Raw genomic sequence first — 25,379 nt, 5'->3', positions numbered from 1 at the left:
TTGACCCGAAAGTCAGACCTGATAAATTCGGTCCAAGTCGGTTAACAACAATAATGAGTCTGCGAGGCCTTCCGTGATCCAGTTTTTACTAAACCAGGAACTCCGTAGCGAGCACGCCCTGGACCCGAACCTGACCGTGCTCAACTATCTGCGCGACCATGTGGGCAAACCCGGCACCAAAGAAGGCTGCGCCAGCGGCGACTGTGGCGCCTGCACCGTGGTGGTCGGCGAGTTGCAAACGGATGACGATGGCCGCGAACACATTCGCTATCGCAGCCTCAACTCGTGCCTGACGTTCGTTTCGTCGTTGCACGGCAAACAACTCATCAGCGTCGAAGACCTCAAGCACCAAGGCGAACTGCACAGCGTGCAGAAGGCCATGGTCGAGTGCCACGGCTCGCAGTGCGGTTTCTGCACCCCCGGCTTCGTGATGTCGCTGTTCGCGCTGCAAAAGAACAGCGATCAGCCGGACGCGCATAAAGCGCACGAAGCGCTGGCCGGCAACCTCTGCCGCTGCACCGGCTATCGGCCGATCCTGGAAGCGGCCGAGCAGTCCTGCTGCGGCAAGCAACCTGACCAGTTTGATGCTCGCGAAGCCGATACCATCGCCCGCCTGAAAGCCATCGCCCCCACCGATATCGGCGAACTCAACAGTGGCGACAAGCGCTGCCTGGTGCCGCTGACCGTCGCCGATCTGGCTGACCTCTACGACGCTTATCCACAAGCCCGGCTGCTGGCCGGCGGTACGGACCTGGCACTGGAAGTCACCCAGTTCCACCGCACCCTGCCGGTGATGATCTACGTCGGCAACGTCGCCGAAATGAAGCGCATCGAACGTTTTGACGATCGCCTGGAAATCGGCGCCGCCACCGCCCTCTCCGATTGCTACGAAGCCTTGAAAGCCGAGTACCCGGACTTCGGCGAATTGCTGCAGCGCTTCGCTTCCCTGCAGATTCGCAACCAGGGCACCCTCGGCGGCAACATCGGCAACGCCTCGCCCATCGGTGACTCGCCACCGCTGCTGATCGCCCTCGGCGCGCAAATCGTCCTGTGCAAAGGCGAGGCCCGCCGCACCCTGGCGCTGGAAGATTACTTCATCGATTACCGCGTCACCGCGCGCCAGGAAAGCGAGTTCATCGAGAAGATCATCATCCCGCGTGCCAGTGCCGAACAGCTGTTCCGTGCCTACAAGGTTTCCAAGCGTCTGGACGATGACATTTCCGCCGTCTGCGCCGCCTTCAACCTGCGCCTTGAGAACGGTGTGATTGCTGATGCCCGCGTGGCGTTTGGCGGTATGGCCGCCATCCCGAAACGCGCCGCCCACTGCGAAGCCGTGTTGCTCGGTTCACCGTTCAACAACGCCACCGTCGAACGCGCTTGCGCTGCCCTGGCCGAAGATTTCACGCCGCTCTCGGACTTCCGCGCCAGCAAGGAATACCGCCTGCTCAGCGCGCAGAACCTGCTGCGCAAATACTTCATCGAACTGCAAACGCCGCACATCGAGACTCGGGTGACCGCTTATGTCTAACCATCACGCCGTACAGAAGACCCAGGCCGAACTGGCTGAACTGTTCGCCAAGGACCTGACCACCGGTGTCGGTCGCAGCGTCAAGCACGACAGCGCCGCCAAGCATGTATCCGGTGAAGCGCAGTACATCGACGATCGACTGGAATTTCCGAACCAGCTGCACGTTTATGCCCGCCTCTCGGACCGCGCCCACGCGAAAATCATCAGCATCGACACCCAGCCTTGCTACGCCTTCGAAGGCGTGCGCATCGCCATCACCCATAAAGACGTGCCAGGCCTGAAAGACATCGGCCCCTTGCTGCCGGGCGACCCATTGCTGGCCATCGATGACGTGCAGTTCGTCGGTCAACCCGTGCTCGCCGTTGCGGCGAAAGACCTGGAAACCGCGCGCAAAGCGGCGATGGCCGCGATCATCGAATACGAAGATCTCGAACCGGTACTGGACGTGGTCGAAGCCTTGCGCAAACGCCACTTCGTGCTCGACAGCCACACGCATCAGCGGGGTGATTCGGCCGGTGCCCTGGCCACCGCCGAACATCGTATTCAAGGCACGCTGCACATCGGCGGCCAGGAACACTTCTACCTCGAAACCCAGATTTCTTCGGTGATGCCCACTGAAGATGGCGGGATGATCGTCTACTGCTCGACCCAGAACCCGACCGAAGTGCAGAAACTGGTGGCCGAGGTTCTGGACGTTTCGATGAACAAGATCGTCGTCGACATGCGCCGCATGGGCGGTGGTTTCGGTGGCAAGGAAACCCAGGCCGCGAGCCCGGCGTGCCTGTGTGCGGTGATCGCGCACCTCACCGGCCAACCGACCAAGATGCGCCTGCCGCGGGTCGAAGACATGCTGATGACCGGCAAGCGTCACCCGTTCTACGTCGAGTACGACGTCGGCTTCGACAACACCGGCCGCCTCCATGGCATCGCCCTGGAACTGGCAGGCAACTGCGGTTGTTCGCCGGACTTGTCGGCGTCGATTGTCGACCGCGCAATGTTCCACGCCGACAATTCGTATTACCTGGGCGATGCGACCATCAACGGTCACCGCTGCAAGACCAACACCGCGTCGAACACCGCTTACCGGGGTTTCGGCGGCCCGCAAGGGATGGTCGCCATCGAGGAAGTGATGGACGCGATCGCCCGCCATCTGGGCCTCGATCCGCTGGCGGTGCGCAAGGCCAACTACTATGGCAAGACCGAGCGCAACGTCACCCATTACTACCAGACCGTCGAGCACAACATGCTCGAGGAAATGACCGCCGAACTGGAAGAAAGCAGCCAGTACGCCGAACGCCGCGAAGCGATTCGGCGCTACAACGCCAACAGCCCGATCCTGAAAAAAGGCCTGGCGCTGACGCCGGTTAAATTCGGTATTTCCTTCACCGCCAGTTTCCTCAATCAGGCCGGTGCGCTGGTCCATGTCTACACCGACGGCAGCATCCACCTCAACCATGGCGGCACGGAGATGGGCCAGGGCCTGAACACCAAAGTCGCGCAGGTCGTGGCCGAAGTGTTCCAGGTGGAAATGAACCGCGTGCAGATCACCGCGACCAATACCGACAAAGTGCCGAACACCTCGCCGACCGCAGCCTCCAGCGGCGCCGACCTGAACGGTAAAGCCGCACAGAACGCGGCGGAAATCATCAAGCAACGCCTAGTGGAATTTGCTGCGCGACAGTACAAGGTCAGTGAAGAAGACGTGGAATTCCACAACGGCCACGTGCGGGTTCGCGATCACATCCTGACCTTCGAAGCGCTGATCCAGCAGGCGTATTTCGCGCAGGTTTCGCTGTCGAGCACCGGGTTCTACAAGACCCCGAAAATCTTCTACGACCGCAGTCAGGCGCGTGGTCGGCCGTTCTATTACTACGCCTTCGGCGCGGCGTGCTGCGAAGTGATCATCGACACCCTGACCGGCGAGTACAAGATGCTGCGCACCGACATCCTCCACGACGTCGGCGCCTCGCTGAACCCGGCGATCGACATTGGCCAGGTCGAGGGCGGCTTTATCCAGGGCATGGGCTGGCTGACCATGGAAGAGCTGGTCTGGAATGCCAAGGGCAAGCTGATGACCAACGGCCCGGCGAGCTACAAGATCCCGGCGGTGGCGGACATGCCGCTGGACCTGCGGGTGAAGCTTGTGGAGAACCGCAAGAACCCGGAAGACACGGTGTTCCATTCCAAGGCAGTGGGTGAGCCGCCGTTCATGCTCGGCATTGCATCGTGGTGTGCGATCAAGGATGCGGTGGCGAGCCTGGGCGACTACAAGCATCAACCGAAAATCGATGCACCGGCGACGCCGGAGCGGGTGTTGTGGGGGTGTGAGCAGATGCGGCAGTTGAAGGCGGCGAAGGCCGTTGAAACTGAAACCGAGCTGGCTCCGCTCTAAGGACCGAGGCGCGGCCAATCGCTGGCAGGCCAGCTCCCACATTTGGAATGCATTCCACTGTGGGAGCTAGCCCGCTGGCGATGAGGCCCGGACAGACCACACAGATGTCGAGGTGAATATGTACAACTGGATCGACGCCCTCGCCGACCTGCAAAACCGGGGTGAACCCTGCGTGTTGGTGACCATCATCGAAGAGCTCGGCTCGACGCCGCGCAATGCCGGTTCGAAGATGGTCATCAGTGCCACCCAGACCTTCGACACCATCGGTGGCGGGCATCTGGAATACAAGGCCATGCAGATCGGTCGCGACATGCTGGCCAGCGGCAAACAGGACACGCACCTGGAACGCTTCAGCCTCGGCGCCAGCCTGGGCCAGTGCTGTGGCGGCGTGACCGTGTTGCTGTTCGAACCGATGGGCCAGGTGCAGGCGCAGATCGCCGTATTCGGCGCCGGCCATGTCGGCCGGGCGCTGGTGCCGCTGCTCGCCAGCCTGCCCTGCCGGGTACGCTGGATCGATTCGCGGGAAGACGAATTCCCCGAACAGATCCCCCACGGCGTGCGCAAGATCGTCACCGAAGAGCCGGTGGATGAAATCGACGACCTGCCCGCCAGCAGCTACTGCATCGTCATGACCCACAATCACCAGCTCGACCTCGAACTCACCGCCGCGATCCTCAAGCGCAACGACTTCGCCTACTTCGGCCTGATCGGCTCGAAGACCAAACGGGTGAAGTTCGAACATCGCCTGCGCGACCGTGGTTTTGACAGCAGCGTGCTGCAACGCATGCGCTGCCCGATGGGCATTGGCGAAGTCAAAGGCAAATTGCCTGTGGAAATCGCCATCTCCATCGCCGGCGAAATCATCGCCACCTATAACGCCAGTTTCGGCCAGCAGACCGCCAGCGCCGGATCATCGATTGCCAAACTGCTGCCTGCTTCACGCCGCAGCCAAGCCTCCCACTGAGAAAGCTCATGCCTCTGACTCGCAAAGCCTACCGCGCCGCCATCCTGCACAGCATCGCCGACCCCGCCATCGTTGGCATCGAAGCCTCCTACGAGTATTTCGAAGACGGCTTGCTGGTGGTCGATAACGGCCAGATCAGCGCGCTCGGCCACGCCAGCGAACTGCTGCCAACCCTGCCCGCCGATATCGAGATCACTCATTATCAGGATGCGCTGATCACCCCCGGCTTCATCGACACCCACATTCACCTGCCGCAAACCGGTATGGTCGGCGCCTACGGCGAGCAGTTGCTGGACTGGCTCAACACCTACACCTTCCCGTGTGAAAGCCAGTTCGCCGACAAGGCTCACGCCGACGAAGTCGCGGGCATTTTCATCAAGGAACTGCTGCGCAACGGCACCACCACCGCGCTGGTATTCGGCAGCGTGCACCCGCAATCGGTGAACTCATTCTTCGAGGCCGCCGAACAGCTGGACCTGCGGATGATCGCCGGCAAAGTAATGATGGACCGCAACGCGCCGGACTACCTGACCGACACTGCCGAATCCAGCTACGTCGAAAGCAAGGCGCTGATCGAGCGCTGGCACGGCAAGCGTCGCTTGCACTACGCCGTCACCCCGCGTTTCGCCCCAACCAGCACCCCGGAACAACTGACCCTCGCCGGCCAGTTGCTGAGCGAATATCCGGACCTGTACATGCAGACCCACATCAGCGAAAACCTCAAGGAAATCGAGTGGGTCAAGGAATTGTTCCCGGAGCGCAAGGGCTACCTCGACGTCTACGATCACTACCAGTTGCTGGGCGAGCGCTCGGTGTTCGCCCACGGTGTACACCTGTGCGACGACGAATGTGCGCGCCTGGCAGAAACCGGCTCGGCGATTGCGTTCTGCCCGACCTCGAACTTCTTCCTCGGCAGCGGCCTGTTCAATTTGCCGATGGCCGAGAAGCACAAGCTGAACGTCGGTTTGGGCACGGACGTGGGTGGCGGCACCAGTTTCTCGCTGCTGCAAACATTGAACGAGGCGTACAAAGTCATGCAGCTGCAAGGTGCACGACTGAGCCCGTTCAAATCGCTGTACCTGGCGACCCTCGGCGGTGCACGTGCGTTGCGTCTGGAAGACAGGATCGGCACGTTGCTGCCGGGTACCGATGCGGACTTCCTGGTGCTGGATTACAACGCGACGCCGTTGCTGAGCTATCGCTTGAAGCAGGCCAATAACATTGCCGAGACGTTGTTTGTGCTGATGACGCTGGGGGACGACCGGACGGTTCTGCAGACGTATGCGGCAGGGAATCAGGTGCATCAGCGCTAATTCTTTCAGGCATAAAAAATCCCCCAGTGGTGTTCAGCCCTGGGGGATTTTTGTTGCCGGTCGGATTGCTATCGCTGGCAGGCCAGCTCCCACAGTGATTTGTGGTGTCCACAGTATCTACCGTACATCCAACAACCTGTGGGAGCTGGCCTGCCAGCGATTGGGGCACCCCGGTCCATCAGATTTTCGCTGGCGAACGCCCTGGCTTCTTGGTCTGCAACAAATGCGAGAACACCGCATGCAAATCATCCGACGCACTTTCCTCGTCGAGGTTGAGTTTGCTGTCGATGTGATCCATGTGATGCATCATCAGGTTCACCGCCAACTCACCGTTGCGCGCTTCGATGGCGTCGATCAGTTGGGTGTGCTCGTCGTAGGAACAGTGCGAACGGTTGCCACTTTCATACTGGGCGATGATCAATGAAGTCTGGGACACCAGGCTGCGCTGGAAGCTGATCAGCGGAGCGTTCTTCGCCGCTTCGGCCAGTTTCAGGTGAAATTCGCCCGACAGACGAATGCCGGCACCGCGATCGCCACGGGAGAAGCTGTCGCGTTCGTCGTTGACCATTTGGCGCAATTCGGCGATCTGCTCGGCGGTGGCATGTTGTACCGCCAGTTCAGTGATCGCCCGCTCGACCAGACGCCGGGCGAGGAACACCTGCCGCGCTTCTTCGACACTCGGGCTGGCAACCACGGCGCCACGGTTCGGCCGCAGCAGCACGACGCCTTCATGGGCCAGACGCGACAGCGCGCGGCGAATGATGGTGCGACTGACCCCGAAAATTTCCCCCAGCGCTTCTTCGCTCAACTTGGTGCCGGGCGCCAGGCGCTGTTCGAGGATGGCCTCGAAGATATGCGCGTAGACAATATCGTCCTGGGTCCCGCTGCGGCCGGCTTTGCCTGCTCGCGGTTGTTTCTTGAGGGGTTGCAACTGTTCGTTCATGGGCACTCGAGTCGGGAGAACTGCGGCGAATTGACCGTGACTGTAATACGGCACAGAGGGTCGCTGGCAAGTATCGCGTAAAAAACACCGCGATTGTACACAATGGATGGTGGCAACACGACTGTACGGCTGTTTGTCGCCTTTGCTGTATTGCAACGATTGCTTACGTTTGAGTTTAGGCTTATCCGCAGAATCCGCAGCGCGATCTCCTGCAGTAGCCAAAAACCGGCTCCTGCAAGATTTCTTGCGTTGCTGTGGATATTTTCGTACGCATGAAGGAACACCGCTGTCATGAACGACGCCACGCACACGCAGCTCCGCCCGTTGGCGGATACGTCCCCTTCCGCCATCGTTGCAGGATTTATCGCGATGATGACCGGCTACACCAGTTCCCTGGTGCTGATGTTCCAGGCCGGGCAAGCGGCAGGCCTGACCAGCGGGCAGATTTCTTCGTGGATCTGGGCGATCTCCATTGGCATGGCGGTGTGCTCGATCGGCCTGTCCCTGCGTTATCGCACGCCGATCACCATCGCCTGGTCGACACCCGGCGCGGCGTTGCTGATCACCAGCCTGGGCGGTGTGAGCTACGGCGAAGCCATTGGCGCCTACATCACCTGCGCGGTGCTGGTGACAGTTTGTGGCTTGACCGGTAGCTTCGAACGCCTGGTGAAGAAGATTCCGGCGTCATTGGCCGCGGCGTTGCTGGCGGGGATTCTGTTCAAGATCGGCAGCGAAATTTTCGTCGCAGCCCAGCATCGCACTGCACTGGTATTGGGAATGTTCTTCACGTACCTGGTGGTCAAGCGTCTGTCGCCGCGCTACGCCGTACTCGCTGCATTGCTCATCGGTACGGCGTTGTCAGGGTTCATGGGGCTGCTGGATTTCAGTGCGTTTCATCTGGAAGTGGCGACACCGGTCTGGACCACGCCGCACTTTTCCCTGGCCGCGACCATCAGCATCGGCATCCCGCTGTTCGTCGTGGCGATGACCTCGCAGAACATGCCGGGCATCGCCGTGCTGCGCGCCGACGGCTACACGGTACCGGCCTCGCCGCTGATCACCACGACGGGCATCGCCTCGTTGCTGCTGGCGCCGTTCGGCTCCCACGGGATCAACCTGGCCGCCATCAGCGCGGCGATCTGCACCGGCCCGCATGCCCACGAGGATCGCAACAAGCGTTATACGGCGGCGGTCTGGTGCGGGATTTTCTACGGGATCGCCGGGGTCTTCGGCGCGACGCTGGCGGCGTTGTTCGCGGCGTTGCCAAAAGAACTGGTGCTGTCGATTGCGGCGCTGGCGCTGTTCGGTTCGATCATCAATGGCTTGAGCATTGCCATGGCCGAAGTGAAGGAACGTGAAGCCGCGTTGATCACCTTTATGGTCACGGCGTCAGGGCTGACGCTGTTTTCCATCGGTTCGGCGTTCTGGGGGATTGTGGCGGGGGTGTTGACGCTGGTGATTCTGAATGGGCGTAAAGCCTGAAAGAGCAAAAGATTTTCACATAAAAAAACGGCGACCCGCGGGTCGCCGTTTTTCATGACATCAAGCTACCGGATTGATCGGCTTTTCCGGGTACCAGACGTCGATCAGCGGGCTGACGGTGGCTTCAGTCAGTTCGCTGCGGCCTTTGAGCCAGGCTTCAACAGCAGCACGCTGCTCTTCGGACACCGAGCCACGCTTCTGCAGGCAAACCAGACCGAAGTCGTCGCCGCCAACATAGCCCAGACCGTTGGCTTCCATGGCTTCTTTCAGGAACGCGTCGAGGAAAGCATCAATGGCTTCATCAGCCAAATCTTCTTTGAAATCCAGGTTCAGTTCGAAACCCAGCTCTTGAAATTCATCGACGCACAGTTTTTTGCGCAGACGCTGGGAACGGTTAGTCGCCATTGGAACAATCCTCATAAGTAATAACGGGCGGCACTTTAGCAGTTTAAGCCGCCATTTGCCCGATTCTCTGGGCTCGACACGTTACCGCCGGTAAAAAATAGCGGATTAGGTGGCCAGGGCACGGCACAAGCCGCTACACCTTGGGGCATAATGTCGACACTTTCATGACCACTGAGGGAATTTATCTTCATGCCCTCGTCTTTTTTCCCCTCGGCTGTAGGGTTTTATTTCACATGATCAAATCTTTGCGTCCATTGTTGCTGGCCAGTCTACTTCTCCCCCTGGCCCTCCCCGTTTCCGCCGCCTCCATCAACACCGGCCTGTCGCCCAACGTCGAAAAAGCCCTGAAGGCCAGCAAGCTGCAAGACAACGCCCTGTCACTGGTGATGATCCCGCTCAACGGTCCTGGCACGCCGACCATTTTCAATGCTGACGTCTCGGTCAACCCGGCCTCCACCATGAAACTCGTCACCACGTACGCCGCGCTGGAAATGCTCGGCCCGAACCACCAGTGGAAAACCGAGTTCTACACCGACGGCACGCTCAGCGGCGGCATTCTCAACGGCAACCTCTACCTCAAGGGTGGCGGCGACCCGAAACTGAACATGGAAAAACTCTGGCTGCTGATGCGCGACCTGCGCGCCAACGGTGTGACCCAAGTCACCGGCGACCTGGTGCTGGATCGTGGCTTCTTCGTCCAACCGCAATTGCCCGAGTTCAACGATGACGGCAATGACGAGAACAAGCCGTTCCTGGTCAAACCCGACTCGCTGCTGGTCAACCTCAAGGCCTTGCGCTTCGTGGCGCGCAACGACAACGGTCGGGTGCTGATTTCGGTCGAGCCGCCGATCTCCAGCATCCGCATCGAAAACCAGGTCAAGGCCGTCAACTCCAAGCAATGCACCGGTGGCGTGCGTTACAACCCGGTGACCCAGGCCGATGGCACCGTGAACGTGACCGTCGGCGGTCAACTGGGCGAGGGCTGCAGTTCCCAGACTTACCTGTCGCTGCTCGACCACTCGACTTATACCGCTGGCGCGGTCCGGGCAATCTGGAAAGAACTGGGTGGCAGCATTCAGGGCAAGGACGTTCTGGCACCCACGCCAAAAGATGCCAAGGTACTGGCTCGCGCCTTCTCCCCGGACCTGGCGGAAATCATCCGTGACATCAACAAATACAGTAACAACACCATGGCTCAGCAGTTGTTCCTGAGCCTGGGGCAGAAATTCCGCACCGACGCCGACGGCGACGACGCCAAGGCGGCCCAGCGCGTAGTCCGTCAGTGGCTGGCGAAGAAAGGCATCACCGCGCCGCACCTGGTGATGGAGAACGGTTCCGGCCTCTCCCGCGCAGAACGTGTCAGTGCGCGTGAAATGGCCGCGATGCTGCAAGCCGCATGGCGCAGCCCGTACGCTGCCGAGTTCATCAGCTCGATGCCGATTGCCGGCACCGACGGCACCATGCGCAAACGCCTGAAGACGACGGCGATGCGCGGTGAAGCCCACGTCAAGACCGGCACCCTGAACACTGTGCGTGCGATCTCAGGCTACAGCCGCGACGTCAACGGCAATACCTGGGCGGTGGTGGCGATCCTCAACGACAAGGCACCGTTTGGTGCGTCGTCGGTGCTGGACCAGGTGCTGCTGGACTTGTATCGCCAGCCGAAACTGCCTGATACGGCTTCGGTGTTGTAAACACCGAAAATCCAATGTGGGAGCTAGCTAGCCTGCTAGCTCCCACAGGGGGGGTTGTGTACCGTCGGGGTTAATTCATCTCGCCCTGAACCCGATCCCGTCCCGCCTGCTTCGCCGCATACACCCCCGAGTCTGCCCGCAGCAGCAACGCATCCGCGCCCTCGTCGACGCGCCAGCTGGCGATCCCGAAACTCGCGGTAACGATTCCGACGTCCTCGATCGGCGAGCTGCGCAATCCTTGCCACAGCTCCAGCGCCAACCCATACGCCTGCTCGCCGTCGATATCCGGGCAGAGCACCATGAACTCCTCGCCGCCCAGGCGACAGAACACGTCGGTGCGACGCAGCCGATGGCCGATACGCTCGCAAACGGCCTGCAACACCCGATCGCCCACCGCATGTCCGTGCTGGTCATTGATGCGTTTGAAGTGGTCGATGTCGAGCATGATCACCGACAATTCGCCGCCACCGCGCTCGACTCGGGCCATTTCGGAGGTCAGGCGCTCCTGGAAGTAGCGGCGGTTGTGGATCCCGGTCAGCGAGTCGGTAATCGACAGCGCCCGCAGCTCTTCTTCCACCCGTTTCAGGTCGGAGATGTCCGAAATGTAGCCATGCCAGAGCACGCCACCGCCGGGCAGCTCTTCCGGAGTCGCTTCACCCCGGACCCAGCGCAGGCCACGCACCGGCAGCAGCACACGGTATTCTTCGCGCCACGGGCTGAGCGTGTCTGCCGAGGCCCGGATGGAGGCGCGAACCCGGGTGGTGTCCTGGGGATGGATCCGGGTGAAAATAGCTTCAGCGTTGAGCAGCAACACGTCCGGTTCGAGTTCGTAAATCTCGCGAATGCCATCACTGGCGTAGATCACACTGAAGCGTCCGTCGAATTCCATCTTGAACTGGTAGATCCCGCCGGGCACATGGGCGCTGAGTTTCTTCAATAGCAGATCCCGTGCGGCGAGCGCCTCATGCACCCGCTTGCGCTCGGTGACGTCGATGCAGATTGCCAGGTGCCCGACCCACAGCCCTTGCTCGTCGAGCACCGGGGTCGCCAGCATGTTCACCGTCAAATGGCTGCCGTCGCCGCGAACCAGGGTCCACTCCCGCGCTTCGTGACCGCCCTCCTCGCCGCCCTCGACCAACATGGCCTGGCAGGTCGGAATCGGCTTGCCGTAGCGCGCGCTCAATTCCGCCGAGCGCGCCGCCAATTCCCGGGGCAGGTGCAGGTTTTCCAGGGTCATGTGGCCCACCACGTCCATGCTGGAGTAGCCGAGCATCTGCTCCGCTCCGGCGTTGAACGTGCTGATGACGCCGCGCAGGTCGGTGGCGATGATCGCCACCTGAGTCGCGGCATTCAGCACGCCGCGCAGCTGACCATGGGTGCCGCGCAGTTCCTGCTCACGAGCGCGCAGCTCCTCGGTCCGCTGTTCCACCATGCTCAACGCCCGCTGGCGCTGGCTGACCAGCACATAAAGCAGCGCGCTGAGCATCAGGCTGAGCAAACCACCCAACACCACCACGCTGGTGACCGAAGAATGGTTGGCTTGCAGGAACGCTTCGCTTGGCTGGATATCGACTTGATAATCGTGATCGGCAAGCCCCAGCAACCGGGTCGCGGCCAACTCACTGACGGCAGGTCCGTTGGGGGATTCATAGAGCACTTCGTGTTGATCGTCGGTGGACAGGTCGAGGATGCGCACCGACAGGTAATCGTGTCCCGCCTCCGGCAGCCCGTCGGCCAGCAACTGACGCATGCTGATCACCGCCATCACGTAACCGTAGGGTTTGGACCCCGGACTGTCGCGGGAGATGACCGGCGCGACCAGCAGCACGCCCCGGGCATACGCCGGCTCGATACTGACCAGGTGCAGCGGCTGCGACACCGCCATCCGGGTATTCTGGTCGGCCCGTTCCAGGGTGGAGCGGCGCAGGGGTTGCGCGAGCAAGTCGTAACCCAACGGCGAGCCGAGCCGGCTTTGCGTCTGGCTATATACCACCACCACGTATTCATCCCGTTCGGCCGCCAGTTGCAGCTGGCCTTCGGCGTTGAGCTCACGAATGCTGAAATCGGATAAACCTTCCTCGCGCACCTGGCGCTCGAATTCCGCGCGCTCGGCACCGCTGACCCGCCGCGCAAACGAATACGCCTGGGTTCGGTGCAGCAGAGGTTGGGTGTAACCGTTGAATTCCTCGCGGTCGACGTCATCGGAATTGGCGAAGAACCGGCGCAGGCCGTCGAGGCGCTGCTCCTGATCTTCAAAACGCTCTTCGATACGGCTGTAACGTTCACTGGCCATCAGTTGGAAACGTTGCCGCAATTGCTGGTGAAACAGGTTCAGGGTCGACCAGGCCAACAGCCCCGTAAGCACTCCGCCGATGATCAATACCAGCAGCGCGACCAGCCAGGCCGAAACATCTTCACTGATAAAACCCAGGATCTTGGGGCGCACGGCGTGCAGCGACATAGAGGCAACTCAAAACGCCAGGTGCCGGAAAAGCCCATTGGCCATGCCTTGAGTTATAGCTATTAGCCATCAATTTGACCAGCACTGAAAGAAGCCAAGAGCCTTTAAAAATCAAGGCTCTGTGGATCCAATGCCGGAAAGCGTCAACGTGCCATGATTTTCCAGGCACGGTGGATCTTCCCATTGCGGGCAAAATCCGGATCAATGGTCTGCGCCGTGATTTCCTCGACCGCGTAACGCTCGGTGAGATTTTCCTCAAGGGCGAACTTGCGGAAGTTGTTGGAGAAGTACAACACGCCCCCCGGCGCCAGTCGTGCCATCGCCAGGTCGATCAGTTGCACCTGGTCACGCTGCACGTCGAAGATCCCTTCCATGCGCTTGGAGTTGGAGAAGGTTGGCGGGTCGATGAAGATCAGGTCGAACTCGTCACGGCAGGCGTCGAGCCAGACCATCACGTCGCTCTGCTCCAGACGGTTCTTGTCGGAGAAACCGTTCAGCGACAGGTTGCGACGCGCCCAGTCGAGGTAGGTTTTCGACAAGTCGACGCTGGTGGTGCTGCGCGCGCCGCCTTTGGCCGCGTGGACGCTGGCGGTCGCTGTGTAGCAATACAGGTTGAGGAAGCGCTTGCCGGCTGCCTCTTTCTGAATGCGCATGCGCATTGGCCGGTGGTCGAGGAACAGCCCGGTGTCGAGGTAGTCGGTGAGGTTGACCAGCAGCTTCACGCCACCTTCGTTGACCTCGACGAACTTGCCCTGCGCGGCCTGACGCTCGTATTGCTTGGTGCCGCTCTGACGTTCGCGACGCTTGACCACCACGCGGCTCTTGTCGATGTTCAACGCCTGCGGAATGGCTGCCAGGGCGTCGAACATGCGGGCCGAGGCTTTTTCCGGGTCGATGGATTTCGGCGCGGCGTATTCCTGGACGTGGACCCAATCCTGGTACAGATCGATGGCCATCGAATATTCCGGCATGTCGGCATCGTAGACGCGGTAGCAGTCGATGCCTTCACGCTTGACCCACTTGCCCAGCGCCTTGAGATTTTTTTGCAGGCGATTGGCAAACATCTGCCCGCCTTCGCTCAAGCGCGGCTGCTCGACGACTACCGGGGCCGGTTTGATCGGGTTGCCGTTCTTGTTGTACTTCTCGTACTTGCCCGGCGCCACATCGTTGTCGGCGACTTCGACTTCAGCTTGTTCGCGCTCGACTTGACGCTGTTCCGGGGTGCGACGTTCACCGGTGACGAACTGGTCCGGGGTGACCTTGATCAGCAGCAGCTTGCACGGCAACGCGCCGTTCCAGAACGAATACTGTTTGTGGCTGCGGATGCCCATGCGCTTGCCGAGATCCGGGGCGCCGGTGAACACCGCCGCTTCCCAGTTCAGGCAGGCCTGACGCAGGCGCTCGCCAAGGTTCTGGTAGAGGTAGAGCAAGCTCGCCTCGTCGCCCAGACGCTCGCCATACGGCGGGTTGCAGATCACCAGGCCTTTCTGGTTCTGGTCCGGACGTGGTTCGAAGGTGCCGACTTCGCCCTGGTAGATCTTGATCCACTCACTCAGGCCGGCGCGTTCGACGTTGTTGCGGCCCGGCTGAATCAGGCGGGGATCGGCTTCGTAACCGCGAATCCACAGCGGTGGCCTGGCCAGGCCGGCCGCGGCGCGCTCGGTGGCTTCTTCGTGCAGCTTTTTCCACAGCGCCGGTACGTGACCGAGCCAGGCAGTAAAACCCCACTGCTCACGACGCAGGTTCGGCGCCATGTCGGCAGCGATCATCGCCGCTTCGACGAGGAACGTACCAACACCGCACATCGGGTCAGCCAGTGCGCCGCCCTCGGCCGCAATACGTGGCCAGCCGGAACGGATCAGGATGGCCGCCGCGAGGTTTTCCTTCAGCGGCGCCGCGCCCTGCTGCAAGCGATAGCCGCGCTGGTGCAGGCTGTGGCCGGAGAGGTCGAGGGAGAGGATGGCTTCGCCACGGTCCAGACGCAGGTGAATGCGCAGGTCCGGGTTGAGTTTGTCGATGGACGGGCGGTCGCCCTGCGGGGTGCGCAGTTTGTCGACGATGGCGTCTTTGACTTTCAAGGCGCCGAAGTGGGTGTTGTCGATACCCGAGCCATGGCCGCTGAACTCGACGGCCAGGGTGCCGTCGTTGAGCATGTGGTCTTGCCACTCGATATCGAGCACGCCGTGGTACAGGTCCTCGGCATCTTTCATCGGGAAACGCTTGAGCACCAGCAGTACCCGGTTCGCCAGACGCGACCACAGGCACAGGCGATAAGCGGTTTCCATGGTCGCCATGCCGCGCACGGCAGAGGTGTGCTCACGCGCTTCTTCAAGGCCAAGCCCGACGGCTTCCTCGATCAGCAGGCCTTCAAGGCCTTTGGGGCAAGTGAGGAAGAGTTCGAAACGATCGGACATGGTAATTCCAGAGCCTTTGGCTAAGTGGACCGGCAACGCATTGCCGGCCCGGTTTTCAATCAGGCGCTTTTCTAAAAGAGCGCCCGCGTGGCACGAAGGTGTGCCGTCCCACCCGTGCTGCTCGGGTTAGAAGAGCTTAGATGCACGGGCAGATAAAAAAGTTGAAGCAACAAAATGTCATAAGTTGACCCTTCGTCGAATAATGCCTCGACGCAACACGAGCCATTCTCACTAAAGGATTAACCCCATCATCTTGCGGAGGGCCGATCATACAGGGCTTTGACCAATAAATACGGGGCAAACATCGTGTTACTTATGGCCATAGCATCTTTATGGTTACGTCCTTATGACAAAATGATCATTCCCTCGATGTGACGCATTGGTTAGAACTCAACACAGGTTGGCGCCACAACGGACGTCAACACCCTGGCTCGCCACGCCGGCAGCGAGCCCCCCAACGGCAGACATTTCTGCCAGACCTCGATTGAGGTCAACGCGATAAATTCAGTCAACAAGTGAGGGCAACACCCTATGAGAAGACTTAAGCGTGATCCGTTGGAAAGAGCATTTTTGCGCGGATATCAATATGGCGTTGGTGGCAAATCCCGTGAGCTTTGCCCATTTACTCTACCGTCGGTACGCCAAGCCTGGATTAACGGCTGGCGAGAAGGACGCGGCGACAACTGGGACGGTATGACCGGCACTGCGGGAATCCACAGACTCAACGAACTTCACGCCGTCGGCTAACACAGGGCACACACTCCGACACGACAACCTGATTACTGAACGACTTACCACGCACGCCCCATCCGGGCGGCGGGCTCCGGCCCAGGGGCTCCTTCGAGGAGCCCTTTTTTATGCCTGCAAATTACCTGGAATCCGAAATCTGCTTTTGTGGCGAGGAGCTTGCTCCCGCTGGGCTGCGAAGCGGCCCCGGAACGGGTCAATCCGGAATGTCAGGTAAAATGCGGTTGCAGGGTTTACGACTGCTTCGCAGCCGAGCGGGAGCAAGCTCCCTCGCCACAGATAAATCCCCTCGCCACAAGAGCCCTTCAGCGCAGCGCCGCGATGGCGTCGACGGATTCACGAATCAGCGCCGGGCCTTTGTAGATGAATCCAGAGTAGATCTGAACAAGGCTCGCACCCGCCGCGATTTTCTCGGCTGCATGCTTGCCTTCGGTGATGCCACCCACAGCGATGATCGGCAAGCGACCGGCCAATTCTGCGGCCAGCACTTTTACGGTGTGAGTGCTCTTGTCGCGAACCGGTGCGCCGGACAAGCCGCCCGCCTCGTCACCGTGCTCCATGCCTTCAACACCGACGCGGCTCAGGGTGGTGTTGGTGGCAATCACCGCATCCATCCCGGTTTCGATCAGCGCTTGCGCGACTTGAGCGGTTTCTTCGTCGGTCATGTCCGGTGCGATCTTGATGGCCAGCGGTACGTGCTTGCCGTGGCGCAAAGCCAGCTCCGCACGACGGGTCGCCAGGTCAGCCAGCAACTGCTTGAGCGAGTCTCCGAATTGCAGGCTGCGCAGGCCTGGCGTGTTCGGCGAGCTGACGTTGACCGTCACGTAGCTGGCGTGGGCGTAGACCTTGTCCAGGCAGATCAGGTAATCGTCAACCGCGCGTTCGACCGGCGTATCGAAATTCTTGCCGATGTTGATGCCCAGCACACCCTTGTACTTGGCCGCTGCCACGCGGGCCAGCAGGTGATCGACGCCGAGGTTATTGAAGCCCATGCGGTTGATGATCGCCTCGGCTTCCGGCAGGCGGAAAATCCGTGGTTTCGGGTTGCCCGGCTGCGGACGCGGGGTGATGGTGCCGATTTCGACAAAACCGAAACCCAGTTGCGCAAAACCATCAATGGCCGCGCCGTTCTTGTCCAGGCCCGCCGCCAGGCCTACCGGGTTCGGGAAGTCCAGCCCCATGACCGTCACCGGCATCTTCGCCGGAGCCTTGCACAGCAAGCCGTTGAGGCCCAAACGCCCGCCCGCGCCGATCAGGTCCAGGGACAGATCGTGGGAGGTTTCCGGGGAAAGTTTGAACAACAGCTGACGGGCCAGGGTGTACATGGGCGGGTTTGACTCTGGGCAATGAAAAGTGGCGGCGATTATAGCCGGGGTTGACCGGCACAGGCGATCTCTTTGCCCGGGCTCAAGGAACCACCGTCTCCTGCAGTGTGTAGGTGTTATCGGTGCGTTTGGCACTGCCAAAGACCAGCGGAAAGTAAATAATCATCGCCATCAAAGCGAGACAGCCGCTCATGATATGGCCCTGGTCACCGTCATCGACCCTGGAACTGCTCAGCAACGACGCTACCGCGCCCATGACCAAAGCGATGGCGTGCCCCGCCGAAAGTCGTAACGCCCCGATATCAAGCAGCGCATCCGCCAACTGCGTCCGCGTCGGTCGCCGGACCTCCGCTCGGACCTCCAGGACCATTTGCCGCAAAGCTTCCGGATCGGAAAACACCGAGTCCCACCCAGGGTCTGGAGATAACACGTGCGAACTTTTGCAAAGAATGGAAATGACGTCGTCCACAACAATGCCGAAGCCATTGAGCACGCCCTGGATAGCATCCGCGCCCAGACTGTAACCAAGCTCTGCCGTGGCTCGGGCCGCACCACTCAGCGGTGCCAGCTGCCCCAGTTCTGCCAGAAAAAACTGCGCCGCGCCATAAGCTGCGGTCGCTACGCCGGTGGTTGCCGCGTTGGCGGAGCCGGCATTGTCCTGTAATGGAATGAAAACATTGGCCAAGCCTCTGGCCACTGTATAAATCGACCCGCCGACGACCGCCGGAAGCAACTTGTCAGACGCGCCTGTGAGGTGCGCCGCAATCAGGGCACCCATCGTGATGCTGGCCATGCACACACGCCCCAGGCGCGACGATAGATTCGCCGTACCGTCACACTCATTTCGAATCGCTCCGATCAAGGTCAGCGCCGGGCCGATCATTGTCATTGCGACCATTGCCCACGCTCGGCCGGCCTCAGGTGAATCGCCTTCGCGCAGAGATTGTTCGACGTGGTAGGCAACGACCTGGCGCAGCACCACCGTCAACGCAACGATCAATCCTGTACGCCCAGCGACATTGAGTAGATTGAGTCCGGGCCCCTTGACCGCGTCCAGCCACTCCATGCCCGCCTGAAGCACGGTTTGCATTCGACTTTCATGGGTTTGCCCGGTATCTGCAGCATTCAACTCAATTACCCGTGCAAACAGTGACTCATCGACAAGTTCCTCGGGCAGATGCCCACGCTCAATGAATGCGTTGACCCGCCCAACCACAATCCGTTCTGTCTCACCCAATGGCCTGTAGCATTCCTCCATCTGAAGGGTCACTTCACGATTCACCCGTTGCATGCCAGCAGCCACTTGCCTGGGCGTCCCCAATGCGAGTGCTGAAAAACGCGACGATGCAACGAGTGCTGATGGATCAAGCGCCACCGACTCGTTACGCGGCGTCGGATTACCTGCCGATGTGAGAGTTAAGCCTGGTAATGCAGTACCCCTTACTGCCGAGCCAGCAATCAATGTCATCCTTGTATCCTCTCTTTTATTGTTATGCGGGTTGTTTTCCCTGCCTCACCACTCGCTCTTTTCCCATGCATCGTCGCCGATCGGCTGGAACACATCGCGTGTGTAACTCATGACAAACACATTCATGCTGAAGGCCATACCGTTGGCGCCTTTGATCTCCTTATAGAGCTGTGTTTTTTCCAACCCGTCGTCTTTCAAGCGAACCAATAATTGCAGCGTCACAGCCATCAACGCCTTCGCACTTGGATACGCCGGTGTGACTCCGTCCGTGCCACGCAGCGAACGCAGGAACTCGTAGATGGCCTTTTCCCCCTGCCCCTCCATTGCCAATAGCCGCTGATACAACTCATCGAATTCGGGGTCCGGGCCGGGTCGCTTGCTGCCGTTGACATCGGGCGCTATGCCGGACGCCTGCAACAGGCGTGAGTCAAGCGGCACGACCGCAGACATCTGCTCAAGCCGATGAGTGTTCATCACCGTTTCAATCTTCATTCCACACCTCCGACAGGATTCGTACCGAAACCTGAACACAGCTCACCCAAACGCATCATCGAGGCCTGATCGAGACATCGCACCGACTCGGGCAGATTTCCCAGTCGGGCCAACAACTGTGGCTCCAGTCGTTGGCAGACCGATTCGATATCAAACTCAAGCAATTGATCGGACAGACGGAACACGTAACGCTCCTCGGGTTGATAGTCGAGCACCAGTGCGCCAGGCCAAAGTCCTTGCAAGCGCAGCCGCAGCGCCTGACCTTGAGGTTTGCAGCGCGCAGGCAGCACCACCTGCAGCGGCGCCCCGGTGTCGGACCGCTCCGTCAGCCAGCGCTCGAGCATTTCATCCAGCCATTCAACGCGCGTCAGCAATTCTTGCAGTAACTGACGCGCGGCCTGAGCCAGATCCTTGCGCAACTGCAGCCCGAGCGTCTGCGACTCGAGCAAACCGTTCGCCAGGTTTTCGGCGGCGCGCAGAATGCCATTTGCATAACCCTCCTGAAACGCCTGGGCACGAATGGCCTGGGCTTCAGATTGAGCCTGCTCGACGCATTCACGGGCCCGGCGTTGCGCCTGTTGCTGTAATGAGCGCCGCTGGCGCGCCGCGTCGAGGTCTGCGCGAGCCACGAGGGCATCACTCGATGCCGGCACATCAGTCAGGATTCGGATGGAGTCGAGCATGCTGCACCGCCAGAAAGAAAAGAGCCGGATCGGCTTCTGTCGCCGGCCACTGGGTGTGCAGGCCGACCACGTGTGGAGAGAATTGCAACGCCAGCCGCTCGAGCAGCAGCGGCGGCAGGAACCCGGACAAACCCGACAGCGCGTTGAAGCCCGCCGCTTCAACTTGCTTCAACGGTTCCGATGACGACTCAAGCGGCACGCTGGCGCGAGGCCCCGGTCTGCAATTGGCGAATTGACGTAACGGCATCGGCAACTGCTGCAATGCACCGCCTCGCGCGAGCTGTGGACACAGTCGCCAGGCACCCATCAGGCACGCGATGTAAGGCAATTGTCGCCACTGCCGGATCCACTGCTGTGCGACGGCCGTCAGCGGCATCGGGGGCCATGGTCCTTGCTCGCCAAGCCCTTCCAGAAGCATCCGGTTGAGCACGCGCCGAGCATCGGGGCTGTCAAACCCCATCGGTATGTTCAACCGCTGCGGGTGCACATAATCCAGCGGCTCCGCAAGAATCCGCCGCAGGCGTTCAGCGCACGATGTCACGCGGCGCCCCTTTCAACAGTCGATAACCTAACCCTGCACAACCTGCCAACAGCACCGCAGCCAACGACGCCAGCAGCCAGACCGGGCGCGAATCACTTTGCGTTGCTGACATCGACGGCGCGACGTGCTGCGTGGGCGAGCGCTGTGACAACACCACCGAGATGTTTGCGTACTCGACGGCGGCGAAACTGTTTTTGAGAAAGCGCTTGATGTCGGTAATCAGCAACTGTGGCTCGATGTCTCGCTCATGAATGGCCACGGCCGCCAGGTGAATGGGCCCGGCCTTGCGTCCGCCTTCACCGGCATCCAGGTCATAACTGACATGGACCCGCGCCGACACCACACCTTCGAGCAGACCCAGGGACTGTTCGATTCGCTGTTCCAGCGCCGAGTAAAGCCGTGCCTTTTCAGCCCTGGGGGAAGCGACCAGCGAATCGCTGGGAAACATCTCCGCCACTTGCAGTCGTGGCCTGGACGGCAGCGAATAGAGGTTGAGCAAATCGACAGCGGCGGAGAAATCGACCGGGTTGATTTTCACCGCGTACCCGGTTTTGCCGGCGTCGACTTTCGTCGCCGCGATGTTGTTGCGTTGCAGGACTGAAAGCACTTCGTTGGCCTGCTGTTGATCGAGCCCTTCCAGCAGACTCGGCTGCCGGCAGCCGACCAACGCCAGACACAGGAACATCAGCAACGCACCCGCCCTCATGACGCGCGCAACAACGTTTCGGCGGTGCTCACAGCCTTACGGACCAACACGTTGAGCAAATTGATGTCGACGTTGTATTGCCCCATTTGCTCCTGCAGCTGCGCCAATACTTCGGGGCTGGTGATATCAGGGCGCTGCATCAGTTGATTGATCGACGACACGTCCTGGCCGCTGTTGACCGCTGCACCGGCGAACGCGTCGATCAGTCGATTTTCAAGGGAAACGATCGGGCCTTCCTGCAGGCTGCGCAGTTCAGTAACGGCCGTGGGCTCAATGAACGAACGGGAAATGCTTTGAATAGACATGCAGTGCACTCATGAAAATGGCCACCGAACAACGATGGCCAGTCAAAAGGAATGGAATCAGCGAGCGGCCTGGATGATCGCCATGTCGATGTCCTTGAAGCCCTTGATCGTGTTGGTCTGGGCGTTTCGGAATACGGTATAGGAGGAGAATGCGGTCTGGTAAGCCGCCAGCTTCCCGGGATCTGACGCATCCAGCTTGAGATCCTCCAGTGCCTTGTCCAAAGCAGTCTTGAGCCCTGCTGCACCGTTTTCGAACGCTTCGGCCTGACGTCCGAGAAAATCATCGTGAAAGTCGATTGGGAAATCGATACCAGACATGTGTCACCTTCTAGATTTACTTGGGAAAATGCCAAGACGACGACGTCATCTTGATGTAGCCCTGAGGGCCGGTTTGAAACGACTTGCCCTTGAGCGAGTCATCCTTGAGCGCGACAGCGAAGTTCACGTAGCGGTCACCCCACTGCCGATAAAAGCCGTCGACGTATTGGCGAGCCGCAGCCAACTCGGAATCCTGCAAATCGCCTTCGATGGCGAACGTGACACTGTCGTCGTGCCCGACGCGGTCGAACGCCAGAGAAAGGCGACGCAACCCCTGTTCGGCCAGGTCTGCCAGCAGGTTGTCGTCCTGGACCTGAACCGTCACTTCCCGAGCGTAAGGCGCGGCCTTGAGCAAGACGTCGAGCAGTTGCGCCTGCATTTGCGGCGTGAGCAGATTGCGCTGGGCACTGAGCAGCAGCCGCGGCACCGCGGGGTCCTTGAGGTCGAGGGAATGCCAGGCCAGTTGCGGGTCGTGGTCGACCAGCAGTTTCTCCAGCCGACGGCGCTCCTGATCGATCACCAACACCTTGCCGGACACCCCGTTGTTGCGCATCAACACCTGCCGGCTCCAACCGGCGTCCCGCTCGGAAGCGACAAACACGTAAACCGTTTTGTCCCGCCCCTGCACCACGTCGACCTCGGCACTGGCGCCGCCAATCAGGCTGCGAACATCGGTCTCGGGCGCCGGCTCGGGCACTGACCAAAAGCCTAACGAAGTGATCAGCAGCACGAGGGCCAACCCTGCGCCGCCCCATTTGACGAGGGTTGGCTGCGGCCAGTGGCGGGCAGTCGTTTCGGTCAAAGAAGGGGGCTGTTTGCCGAGGAGTTCAGGTGCCCAGCCTTGGTCTTCACCGCGCAAGGCCACCTGCAAGTCACCGATCTGCTCCAGATGCTGGAATTCGCACTGCCGGGTTTCTCCGTGCTCGTTGAGCAGTCGCAAGGTCACACCGCCCTGCCCGCCGTCTGCCAGCAGCACCTCGAAATTGCAGCCGCCCGCGTCCAAGGGAATGAAGATGGCATCCTCGGGAACGCTGATTGAATGAGCTTCTCGGCCCAACAAATCGAGCGGTGCGACAATGAACAGCGTTCGAGGCTCACCAAGCGGGAATTCGCACCCCTGAAGCGGGCCGTTGAGGATCCGCAGAACACAGGGCTGTAGAGGGGGGGCTGACAGTTCTGTCACCGATCACGTTCCAGGCAGTGAATGAAAACCCATCCTAGAAGCGCTGCCCGGGAAGTTCCTGATCGAATTCTGCCGAACGGCCCCGGGCGGGATCAGAATCCCACCCGAATGGACCGGGCTAACGCCGCGGGGTTTTCTCCAGTAGGTCCTGCGGCTGCGCAAGCGTGTTTGGCATCAAGGTCTGGTAGCGTTGCCAGACCTTGCGCGCATAACGCAGACGGGCCGCCTGCCGACCCGGAGCATTGCCGGCGTTATAGGCCCCCACGGCCGTCCAGTTGTAGCCATAAAGTGATACAAAACCGGCCAGCACCGACGCCCCGACTTCGACCGACAGACAAGGCTCATCCAACAGACGCTGCTCGGTAATGCCCTGTGCGCTCAGTCGGTGCAGATGACTGCTGTTGATTTGCATCAGCCCGATATCGCGGGTGCCATTCTTGTTGTAATTCATCGCGTCCGCCATTTGTCCCGACTCGACGTCGGCAATGGCCTGAAGCAGCTCGGGCTCGATGGCATGTTGCTGCCCCGCCGAGACCCAACAATAGGCATACGCCGGAACCGCACCCAGAGACATCAGCATCAGAAGGCCGCCAGTGCCCCAGCGGATCATGCCAACCGCCTGCCGCTGTCAAACGACGCGGCTTGCCGGTTGCCTTGCATTGCGCGATGCATCATCACGGCTTCCTGGGGATCACCGACAAGGGCGATACGTACCCGAAAAATCTGCGCCCGCATGCAGTTCGCGTCGTGGCGCAGACACTTGTCGATGCTTTGAATCGCCAGATCATGGCGCTGCCAATACCAGTGATGCCAGGCGTGAAAGTAATGAACATCAGCCTGATCGGCGCTCGACAGGCAGCGCTGAAAAAGCACCTGCGCAGCCTCCTCGCATCCGCGAAGGCTGGTCAGCAGGGCTAGCCGCGCGATGGTTTGCGTACTCCCCGGGTCCAGCGGCAACGCCCTGGAAATTGCCAGATGAGCTTCATCCAGCGCATGCCCCTGCTCACATAACCCGAGCATCGCCTGGCCCAGCCAGACATCGGCCACGCCACGCCAGACAGGGGCATAACGGTCATCCAGTTGCAGGCTGTATCGAAACTGCACCAGCGCATCGCGCAGGCTTTGTGGCGTGTGCCGCTCCACATTGCACAAACCATTGAGATAGGCGACCAGGGCCGGATAGGAAGCACAGCCCCTTTCAGAAGGACGCAGTCCCGGTAGGCGCTGGGCAACAAGACAGGTCAATGCACCGAGCCCCTCCCCCAGGTCCCCTCCGCCCACGCTTTGTCCATGAAGCAGCACATGATCGCTGCTACGGATCAACTCGATTGACCATTGCGACGGGTCATCCCGGAGCGTGCAACGACCGCTGAGGTAAAAGTCAGGCTTCAAACGCTCGACCAGATAACGGGCGTCGGTCGACTGGCCATAAGCAGCCATCAAACCTGAGGGGATGACGTGCAGCGCATCGCCGAATGCCATGGACAACTGGCGGGTCATTGCGTCCTGCAAATCCAGTGCGGCTGACTCGTGCAGATGGCGAAAAGGCAAAACGGCCAGCGAGGGTGCTGACGTTCTCGCCTGGCTCGGCCCGTCGAGTTCGACAGCCGGACAAGTGAATCGGTAACCCTGGCCATACACCGTCGCAATGAAATCCTTGTTCTCCTTGAGCAGCTTGCGCAAGGCATAAATGCAGCGAGTCAACGATTCCTCGGCGGCATCGGCATCGGGCCATACCATGTCGAGCAAATAATCCTTGCTGATCACTGTGCCGGCCGAACCGAGCAGCAGGCGCAGTACGTTCAGCTCTTTGGGGGGGACGTGAACTCCATGTCCGTCTCGCATCAGCGTTCCATCGCTTTGCAGTAGCCAACGGTCGAAAACGAACGACCTGAATGGCGATTGATCAGTGGCACTGTCCATACTCGGAGACTTCTCTATAGAAAGGTACTGAAGCGCGATCAAGCCGTTATTGAACCGGCTTGAAGATGAAAGCTGCGCGACTATAGAAAGTT

At 60.4% G+C, this 25,379-nt stretch carries 22 protein-coding genes; 7 read left to right on the top strand and 15 right to left on the bottom strand.

Features of this window, described 5'->3' with window-relative positions; translation table 11 throughout:
• Positions 1-73 precede the first annotated feature (73 nt).
• The 4 genes from xdhA to guaD all read left to right on the top strand — a co-directional run bounded on the left by xdhA (position 74) and on the right by guaD (position 6,197).
• On the top strand, positions 74-1,528 hold the full coding sequence (gene xdhA / locus ACM1ZW_RS18345) for a xanthine dehydrogenase small subunit (protein WP_017337512.1): 1,455 nt from the start codon (positions 74-76) through the stop codon (positions 1,526-1,528).
• Positions 1,521-3,920 (top strand): xanthine dehydrogenase molybdopterin binding subunit, encoded by a 2,400-nt coding sequence (gene xdhB, locus ACM1ZW_RS18340; protein WP_416738995.1) that lies wholly within the window; start codon positions 1,521-1,523, stop codon positions 3,918-3,920. The genes xdhA and xdhB overlap by 8 nt, the downstream gene beginning before the upstream one ends.
• A gap of 118 nt (positions 3,921-4,038) precedes the next feature.
• Entirely contained in the window at positions 4,039-4,884 is an 846-nt protein-coding gene (xdhC, locus tag ACM1ZW_RS18335) for a xanthine dehydrogenase accessory protein XdhC (RefSeq protein WP_416738994.1), read from the top strand.
• Between the two features lie 8 nt (positions 4,885-4,892).
• Positions 4,893-6,197: a guanine deaminase gene (guaD, locus tag ACM1ZW_RS18330; protein ID WP_416738993.1), complete on the top strand. Its 1,305-nt coding sequence runs from the start codon at positions 4,893-4,895 to the stop codon at positions 6,195-6,197.
• Positions 6,198-6,375: 178 nt separating this feature from the next.
• Here the strand turns inward: guaD and ACM1ZW_RS18325 are convergent, their stop codons facing one another.
• Entirely contained in the window at positions 6,376-7,140 is a 765-nt protein-coding gene (locus tag ACM1ZW_RS18325; RefSeq protein WP_008027375.1) for a GntR family transcriptional regulator, read from the bottom strand.
• Positions 7,141-7,431: 291 nt separating this feature from the next.
• Between ACM1ZW_RS18325 and ACM1ZW_RS18320 the strand changes: the two genes are divergently transcribed.
• The gene (locus tag ACM1ZW_RS18320) at positions 7,432-8,622 is read left to right on the top strand and encodes a benzoate/H(+) symporter BenE family transporter (protein ID WP_017337508.1); all 1,191 of its coding nucleotides are present in this window, start codon (positions 7,432-7,434) and stop codon (positions 8,620-8,622) included.
• A 60-nt stretch (positions 8,623-8,682) separates the two neighbouring features.
• Here the strand turns inward: ACM1ZW_RS18320 and ACM1ZW_RS18315 are convergent, their stop codons facing one another.
• Complete coding sequence (locus ACM1ZW_RS18315) at positions 8,683-9,027, bottom strand: YggL family protein (RefSeq protein ID WP_007896965.1); 345 nt, start codon at positions 9,025-9,027, stop codon at positions 8,683-8,685.
• Positions 9,028-9,260: 233 nt separating this feature from the next.
• Here ACM1ZW_RS18315 and dacB point away from each other — a divergent pair, with 233 nt between their 5' ends.
• Entirely contained in the window at positions 9,261-10,721 is a 1,461-nt protein-coding gene (gene dacB, locus ACM1ZW_RS18310) for a D-alanyl-D-alanine carboxypeptidase/D-alanyl-D-alanine-endopeptidase (RefSeq protein WP_017337507.1), read from the top strand.
• Between the two features lie 70 nt (positions 10,722-10,791).
• Here the strand turns inward: dacB and ACM1ZW_RS18305 are convergent, their stop codons facing one another.
• Positions 10,792-13,182, bottom strand: a complete 2,391-nt coding sequence (locus ACM1ZW_RS18305; RefSeq protein WP_414878628.1) for a diguanylate cyclase — start codon at positions 13,180-13,182, stop codon at positions 10,792-10,794.
• A 143-nt stretch (positions 13,183-13,325) separates the two neighbouring features.
• Positions 13,326-15,596, bottom strand: a complete 2,271-nt coding sequence (gene rlmKL / locus ACM1ZW_RS18300) for a bifunctional 23S rRNA (guanine(2069)-N(7))-methyltransferase RlmK/23S rRNA (guanine(2445)-N(2))-methyltransferase RlmL (protein ID WP_414883434.1) — start codon at positions 15,594-15,596, stop codon at positions 13,326-13,328.
• 531 nt (positions 15,597-16,127) lie between these two features.
• Between rlmKL and rmf the strand changes: the two genes are divergently transcribed.
• On the top strand, positions 16,128-16,343 hold the full coding sequence (rmf, locus tag ACM1ZW_RS18295; RefSeq protein WP_003223300.1) for a ribosome modulation factor: 216 nt from the start codon (positions 16,128-16,130) through the stop codon (positions 16,341-16,343).
• A gap of 305 nt (positions 16,344-16,648) precedes the next feature.
• Here rmf and ACM1ZW_RS18290 read toward each other — a convergent pair whose 3' ends face one another.
• The 11 genes from ACM1ZW_RS18290 to ACM1ZW_RS18240 form a co-directional block, all read right to left on the bottom strand.
• A complete protein-coding gene (locus ACM1ZW_RS18290; protein ID WP_017337504.1) occupies positions 16,649-17,668 on the bottom strand; it encodes a quinone-dependent dihydroorotate dehydrogenase in 1,020 nt (339 codons plus the stop codon).
• A gap of 82 nt (positions 17,669-17,750) precedes the next feature.
• Positions 17,751-19,136, bottom strand: a complete 1,386-nt coding sequence (locus ACM1ZW_RS18285; protein WP_416738992.1) for a hypothetical protein — start codon at positions 19,134-19,136, stop codon at positions 17,751-17,753.
• 45 nt (positions 19,137-19,181) lie between these two features.
• Positions 19,182-19,628, bottom strand: coding sequence for a hypothetical protein (locus ACM1ZW_RS18280; RefSeq protein WP_416738991.1), 447 nt, complete (start codon positions 19,626-19,628; stop codon positions 19,182-19,184).
• Complete coding sequence (locus ACM1ZW_RS18275; protein ID WP_416738990.1) at positions 19,625-20,311, bottom strand: oxygen-regulated invasion protein OrgB; 687 nt, start codon at positions 20,309-20,311, stop codon at positions 19,625-19,627. The genes ACM1ZW_RS18280 and ACM1ZW_RS18275 overlap by 4 nt, the downstream gene beginning before the upstream one ends.
• Positions 20,283-20,852 carry a secretion system protein gene (locus ACM1ZW_RS18270; protein WP_414883430.1) on the bottom strand — a complete coding sequence of 190 codons (570 nt, stop codon included), beginning with the start codon at positions 20,850-20,852 and terminating at the stop codon, positions 20,283-20,285. The genes ACM1ZW_RS18275 and ACM1ZW_RS18270 overlap by 29 nt, the downstream gene beginning before the upstream one ends.
• Positions 20,836-21,558, bottom strand: coding sequence for an EscJ/YscJ/HrcJ family type III secretion inner membrane ring protein (locus ACM1ZW_RS18265; protein WP_414883429.1), 723 nt, complete (start codon positions 21,556-21,558; stop codon positions 20,836-20,838). The genes ACM1ZW_RS18270 and ACM1ZW_RS18265 overlap by 17 nt, the downstream gene beginning before the upstream one ends.
• The gene (gene sctI / locus ACM1ZW_RS18260; RefSeq protein WP_017337498.1) at positions 21,555-21,863 is read right to left on the bottom strand and encodes a type III secretion system inner rod subunit SctI; all 309 of its coding nucleotides are present in this window, start codon (positions 21,861-21,863) and stop codon (positions 21,555-21,557) included. Before sctI ends, ACM1ZW_RS18265 begins: the two co-directional genes overlap by 4 nt.
• A 57-nt stretch (positions 21,864-21,920) precedes the next feature.
• Entirely contained in the window at positions 21,921-22,181 is a 261-nt protein-coding gene (gene sctF, locus ACM1ZW_RS18255; RefSeq protein WP_017337497.1) for a type III secretion system needle filament subunit SctF, read from the bottom strand.
• Positions 22,182-22,197: 16 nt separating this feature from the next.
• Positions 22,198-23,364, bottom strand: coding sequence for a PrgH/EprH family type III secretion apparatus protein (locus tag ACM1ZW_RS18250; RefSeq protein WP_416738989.1), 1,167 nt, complete (start codon positions 23,362-23,364; stop codon positions 22,198-22,200).
• A 118-nt stretch (positions 23,365-23,482) separates the two neighbouring features.
• The gene (locus ACM1ZW_RS18245) at positions 23,483-23,944 is read right to left on the bottom strand and encodes a transglycosylase SLT domain-containing protein (protein WP_144425234.1); all 462 of its coding nucleotides are present in this window, start codon (positions 23,942-23,944) and stop codon (positions 23,483-23,485) included.
• 26 nt (positions 23,945-23,970) lie between these two features.
• Positions 23,971-25,209 (bottom strand): winged helix-turn-helix domain-containing protein, encoded by a 1,239-nt coding sequence (locus ACM1ZW_RS18240; RefSeq protein WP_416738988.1) that lies wholly within the window; start codon positions 25,207-25,209, stop codon positions 23,971-23,973.
• Positions 25,210-25,379 lie beyond the last annotated feature (170 nt).

The sequence above is a fragment of the Pseudomonas sp. NFX71 genome (assembly GCF_048079215.1).
In the GTDB taxonomy this organism is placed as follows: Bacteria; Pseudomonadota; Gammaproteobacteria; order Pseudomonadales; family Pseudomonadaceae; genus Aquipseudomonas; species Aquipseudomonas fluorescens_B.
This window is presented reverse-complemented; position numbering and strand designations above follow the sequence as displayed.

What these genes read in the sequence shown, in the direction of transcription:
- xdhB (WP_416738995.1), top strand. Translation starts at nt 1,521, where the DNA reads ATGTCTAACCATCACGCCGTACAGAAGACCCAGGCCGAACTGGCTGAA.
- xdhC (WP_416738994.1), top strand. Translation starts at nt 4,039, where the DNA reads ATGTACAACTGGATCGACGCCCTCGCCGACCTGCAAAACCGGGGTGAA.
- guaD (WP_416738993.1), top strand. Translation starts at nt 4,893, where the DNA reads ATGCCTCTGACTCGCAAAGCCTACCGCGCCGCCATCCTGCACAGCATC.
- ACM1ZW_RS18325 (WP_008027375.1), bottom strand. Translation starts at nt 7,140, where the DNA reads ATGAACGAACAGTTGCAACCCCTCAAGAAACAACCGCGAGCAGGCAAA.
- ACM1ZW_RS18320 (WP_017337508.1), top strand. Translation starts at nt 7,432, where the DNA reads ATGAACGACGCCACGCACACGCAGCTCCGCCCGTTGGCGGATACGTCC.
- ACM1ZW_RS18315 (WP_007896965.1), bottom strand. Translation starts at nt 9,027, where the DNA reads ATGGCGACTAACCGTTCCCAGCGTCTGCGCAAAAAACTGTGCGTCGAT.
- dacB (WP_017337507.1), top strand. Translation starts at nt 9,261, where the DNA reads ATGATCAAATCTTTGCGTCCATTGTTGCTGGCCAGTCTACTTCTCCCC.
- ACM1ZW_RS18305 (WP_414878628.1), bottom strand. Translation starts at nt 13,182, where the DNA reads ATGTCGCTGCACGCCGTGCGCCCCAAGATCCTGGGTTTTATCAGTGAA.
- rlmKL (WP_414883434.1), bottom strand. Translation starts at nt 15,596, where the DNA reads ATGTCCGATCGTTTCGAACTCTTCCTCACTTGCCCCAAAGGCCTTGAA.
- rmf (WP_003223300.1), top strand. Translation starts at nt 16,128, where the DNA reads ATGAGAAGACTTAAGCGTGATCCGTTGGAAAGAGCATTTTTGCGCGGA.
- ACM1ZW_RS18290 (WP_017337504.1), bottom strand. Translation starts at nt 17,668, where the DNA reads ATGTACACCCTGGCCCGTCAGCTGTTGTTCAAACTTTCCCCGGAAACC.
- ACM1ZW_RS18285 (WP_416738992.1), bottom strand. Translation starts at nt 19,136, where the DNA reads ATGACATTGATTGCTGGCTCGGCAGTAAGGGGTACTGCATTACCAGGC.
- ACM1ZW_RS18280 (WP_416738991.1), bottom strand. Translation starts at nt 19,628, where the DNA reads ATGAAGATTGAAACGGTGATGAACACTCATCGGCTTGAGCAGATGTCT.
- ACM1ZW_RS18275 (WP_416738990.1), bottom strand. Translation starts at nt 20,311, where the DNA reads ATGCTCGACTCCATCCGAATCCTGACTGATGTGCCGGCATCGAGTGAT.
- ACM1ZW_RS18265 (WP_414883429.1), bottom strand. Translation starts at nt 21,558, where the DNA reads ATGAGGGCGGGTGCGTTGCTGATGTTCCTGTGTCTGGCGTTGGTCGGC.
- sctI (WP_017337498.1), bottom strand. Translation starts at nt 21,863, where the DNA reads ATGTCTATTCAAAGCATTTCCCGTTCGTTCATTGAGCCCACGGCCGTT.
- sctF (WP_017337497.1), bottom strand. Translation starts at nt 22,181, where the DNA reads ATGTCTGGTATCGATTTCCCAATCGACTTTCACGATGATTTTCTCGGA.
- ACM1ZW_RS18245 (WP_144425234.1), bottom strand. Translation starts at nt 23,944, where the DNA reads ATGCTGATGTCTCTGGGTGCGGTTCCGGCGTATGCCTATTGTTGGGTC.
- ACM1ZW_RS18240 (WP_416738988.1), bottom strand. Translation starts at nt 25,209, where the DNA reads ATGCGAGACGGACATGGAGTTCACGTCCCCCCCAAAGAGCTGAACGTA.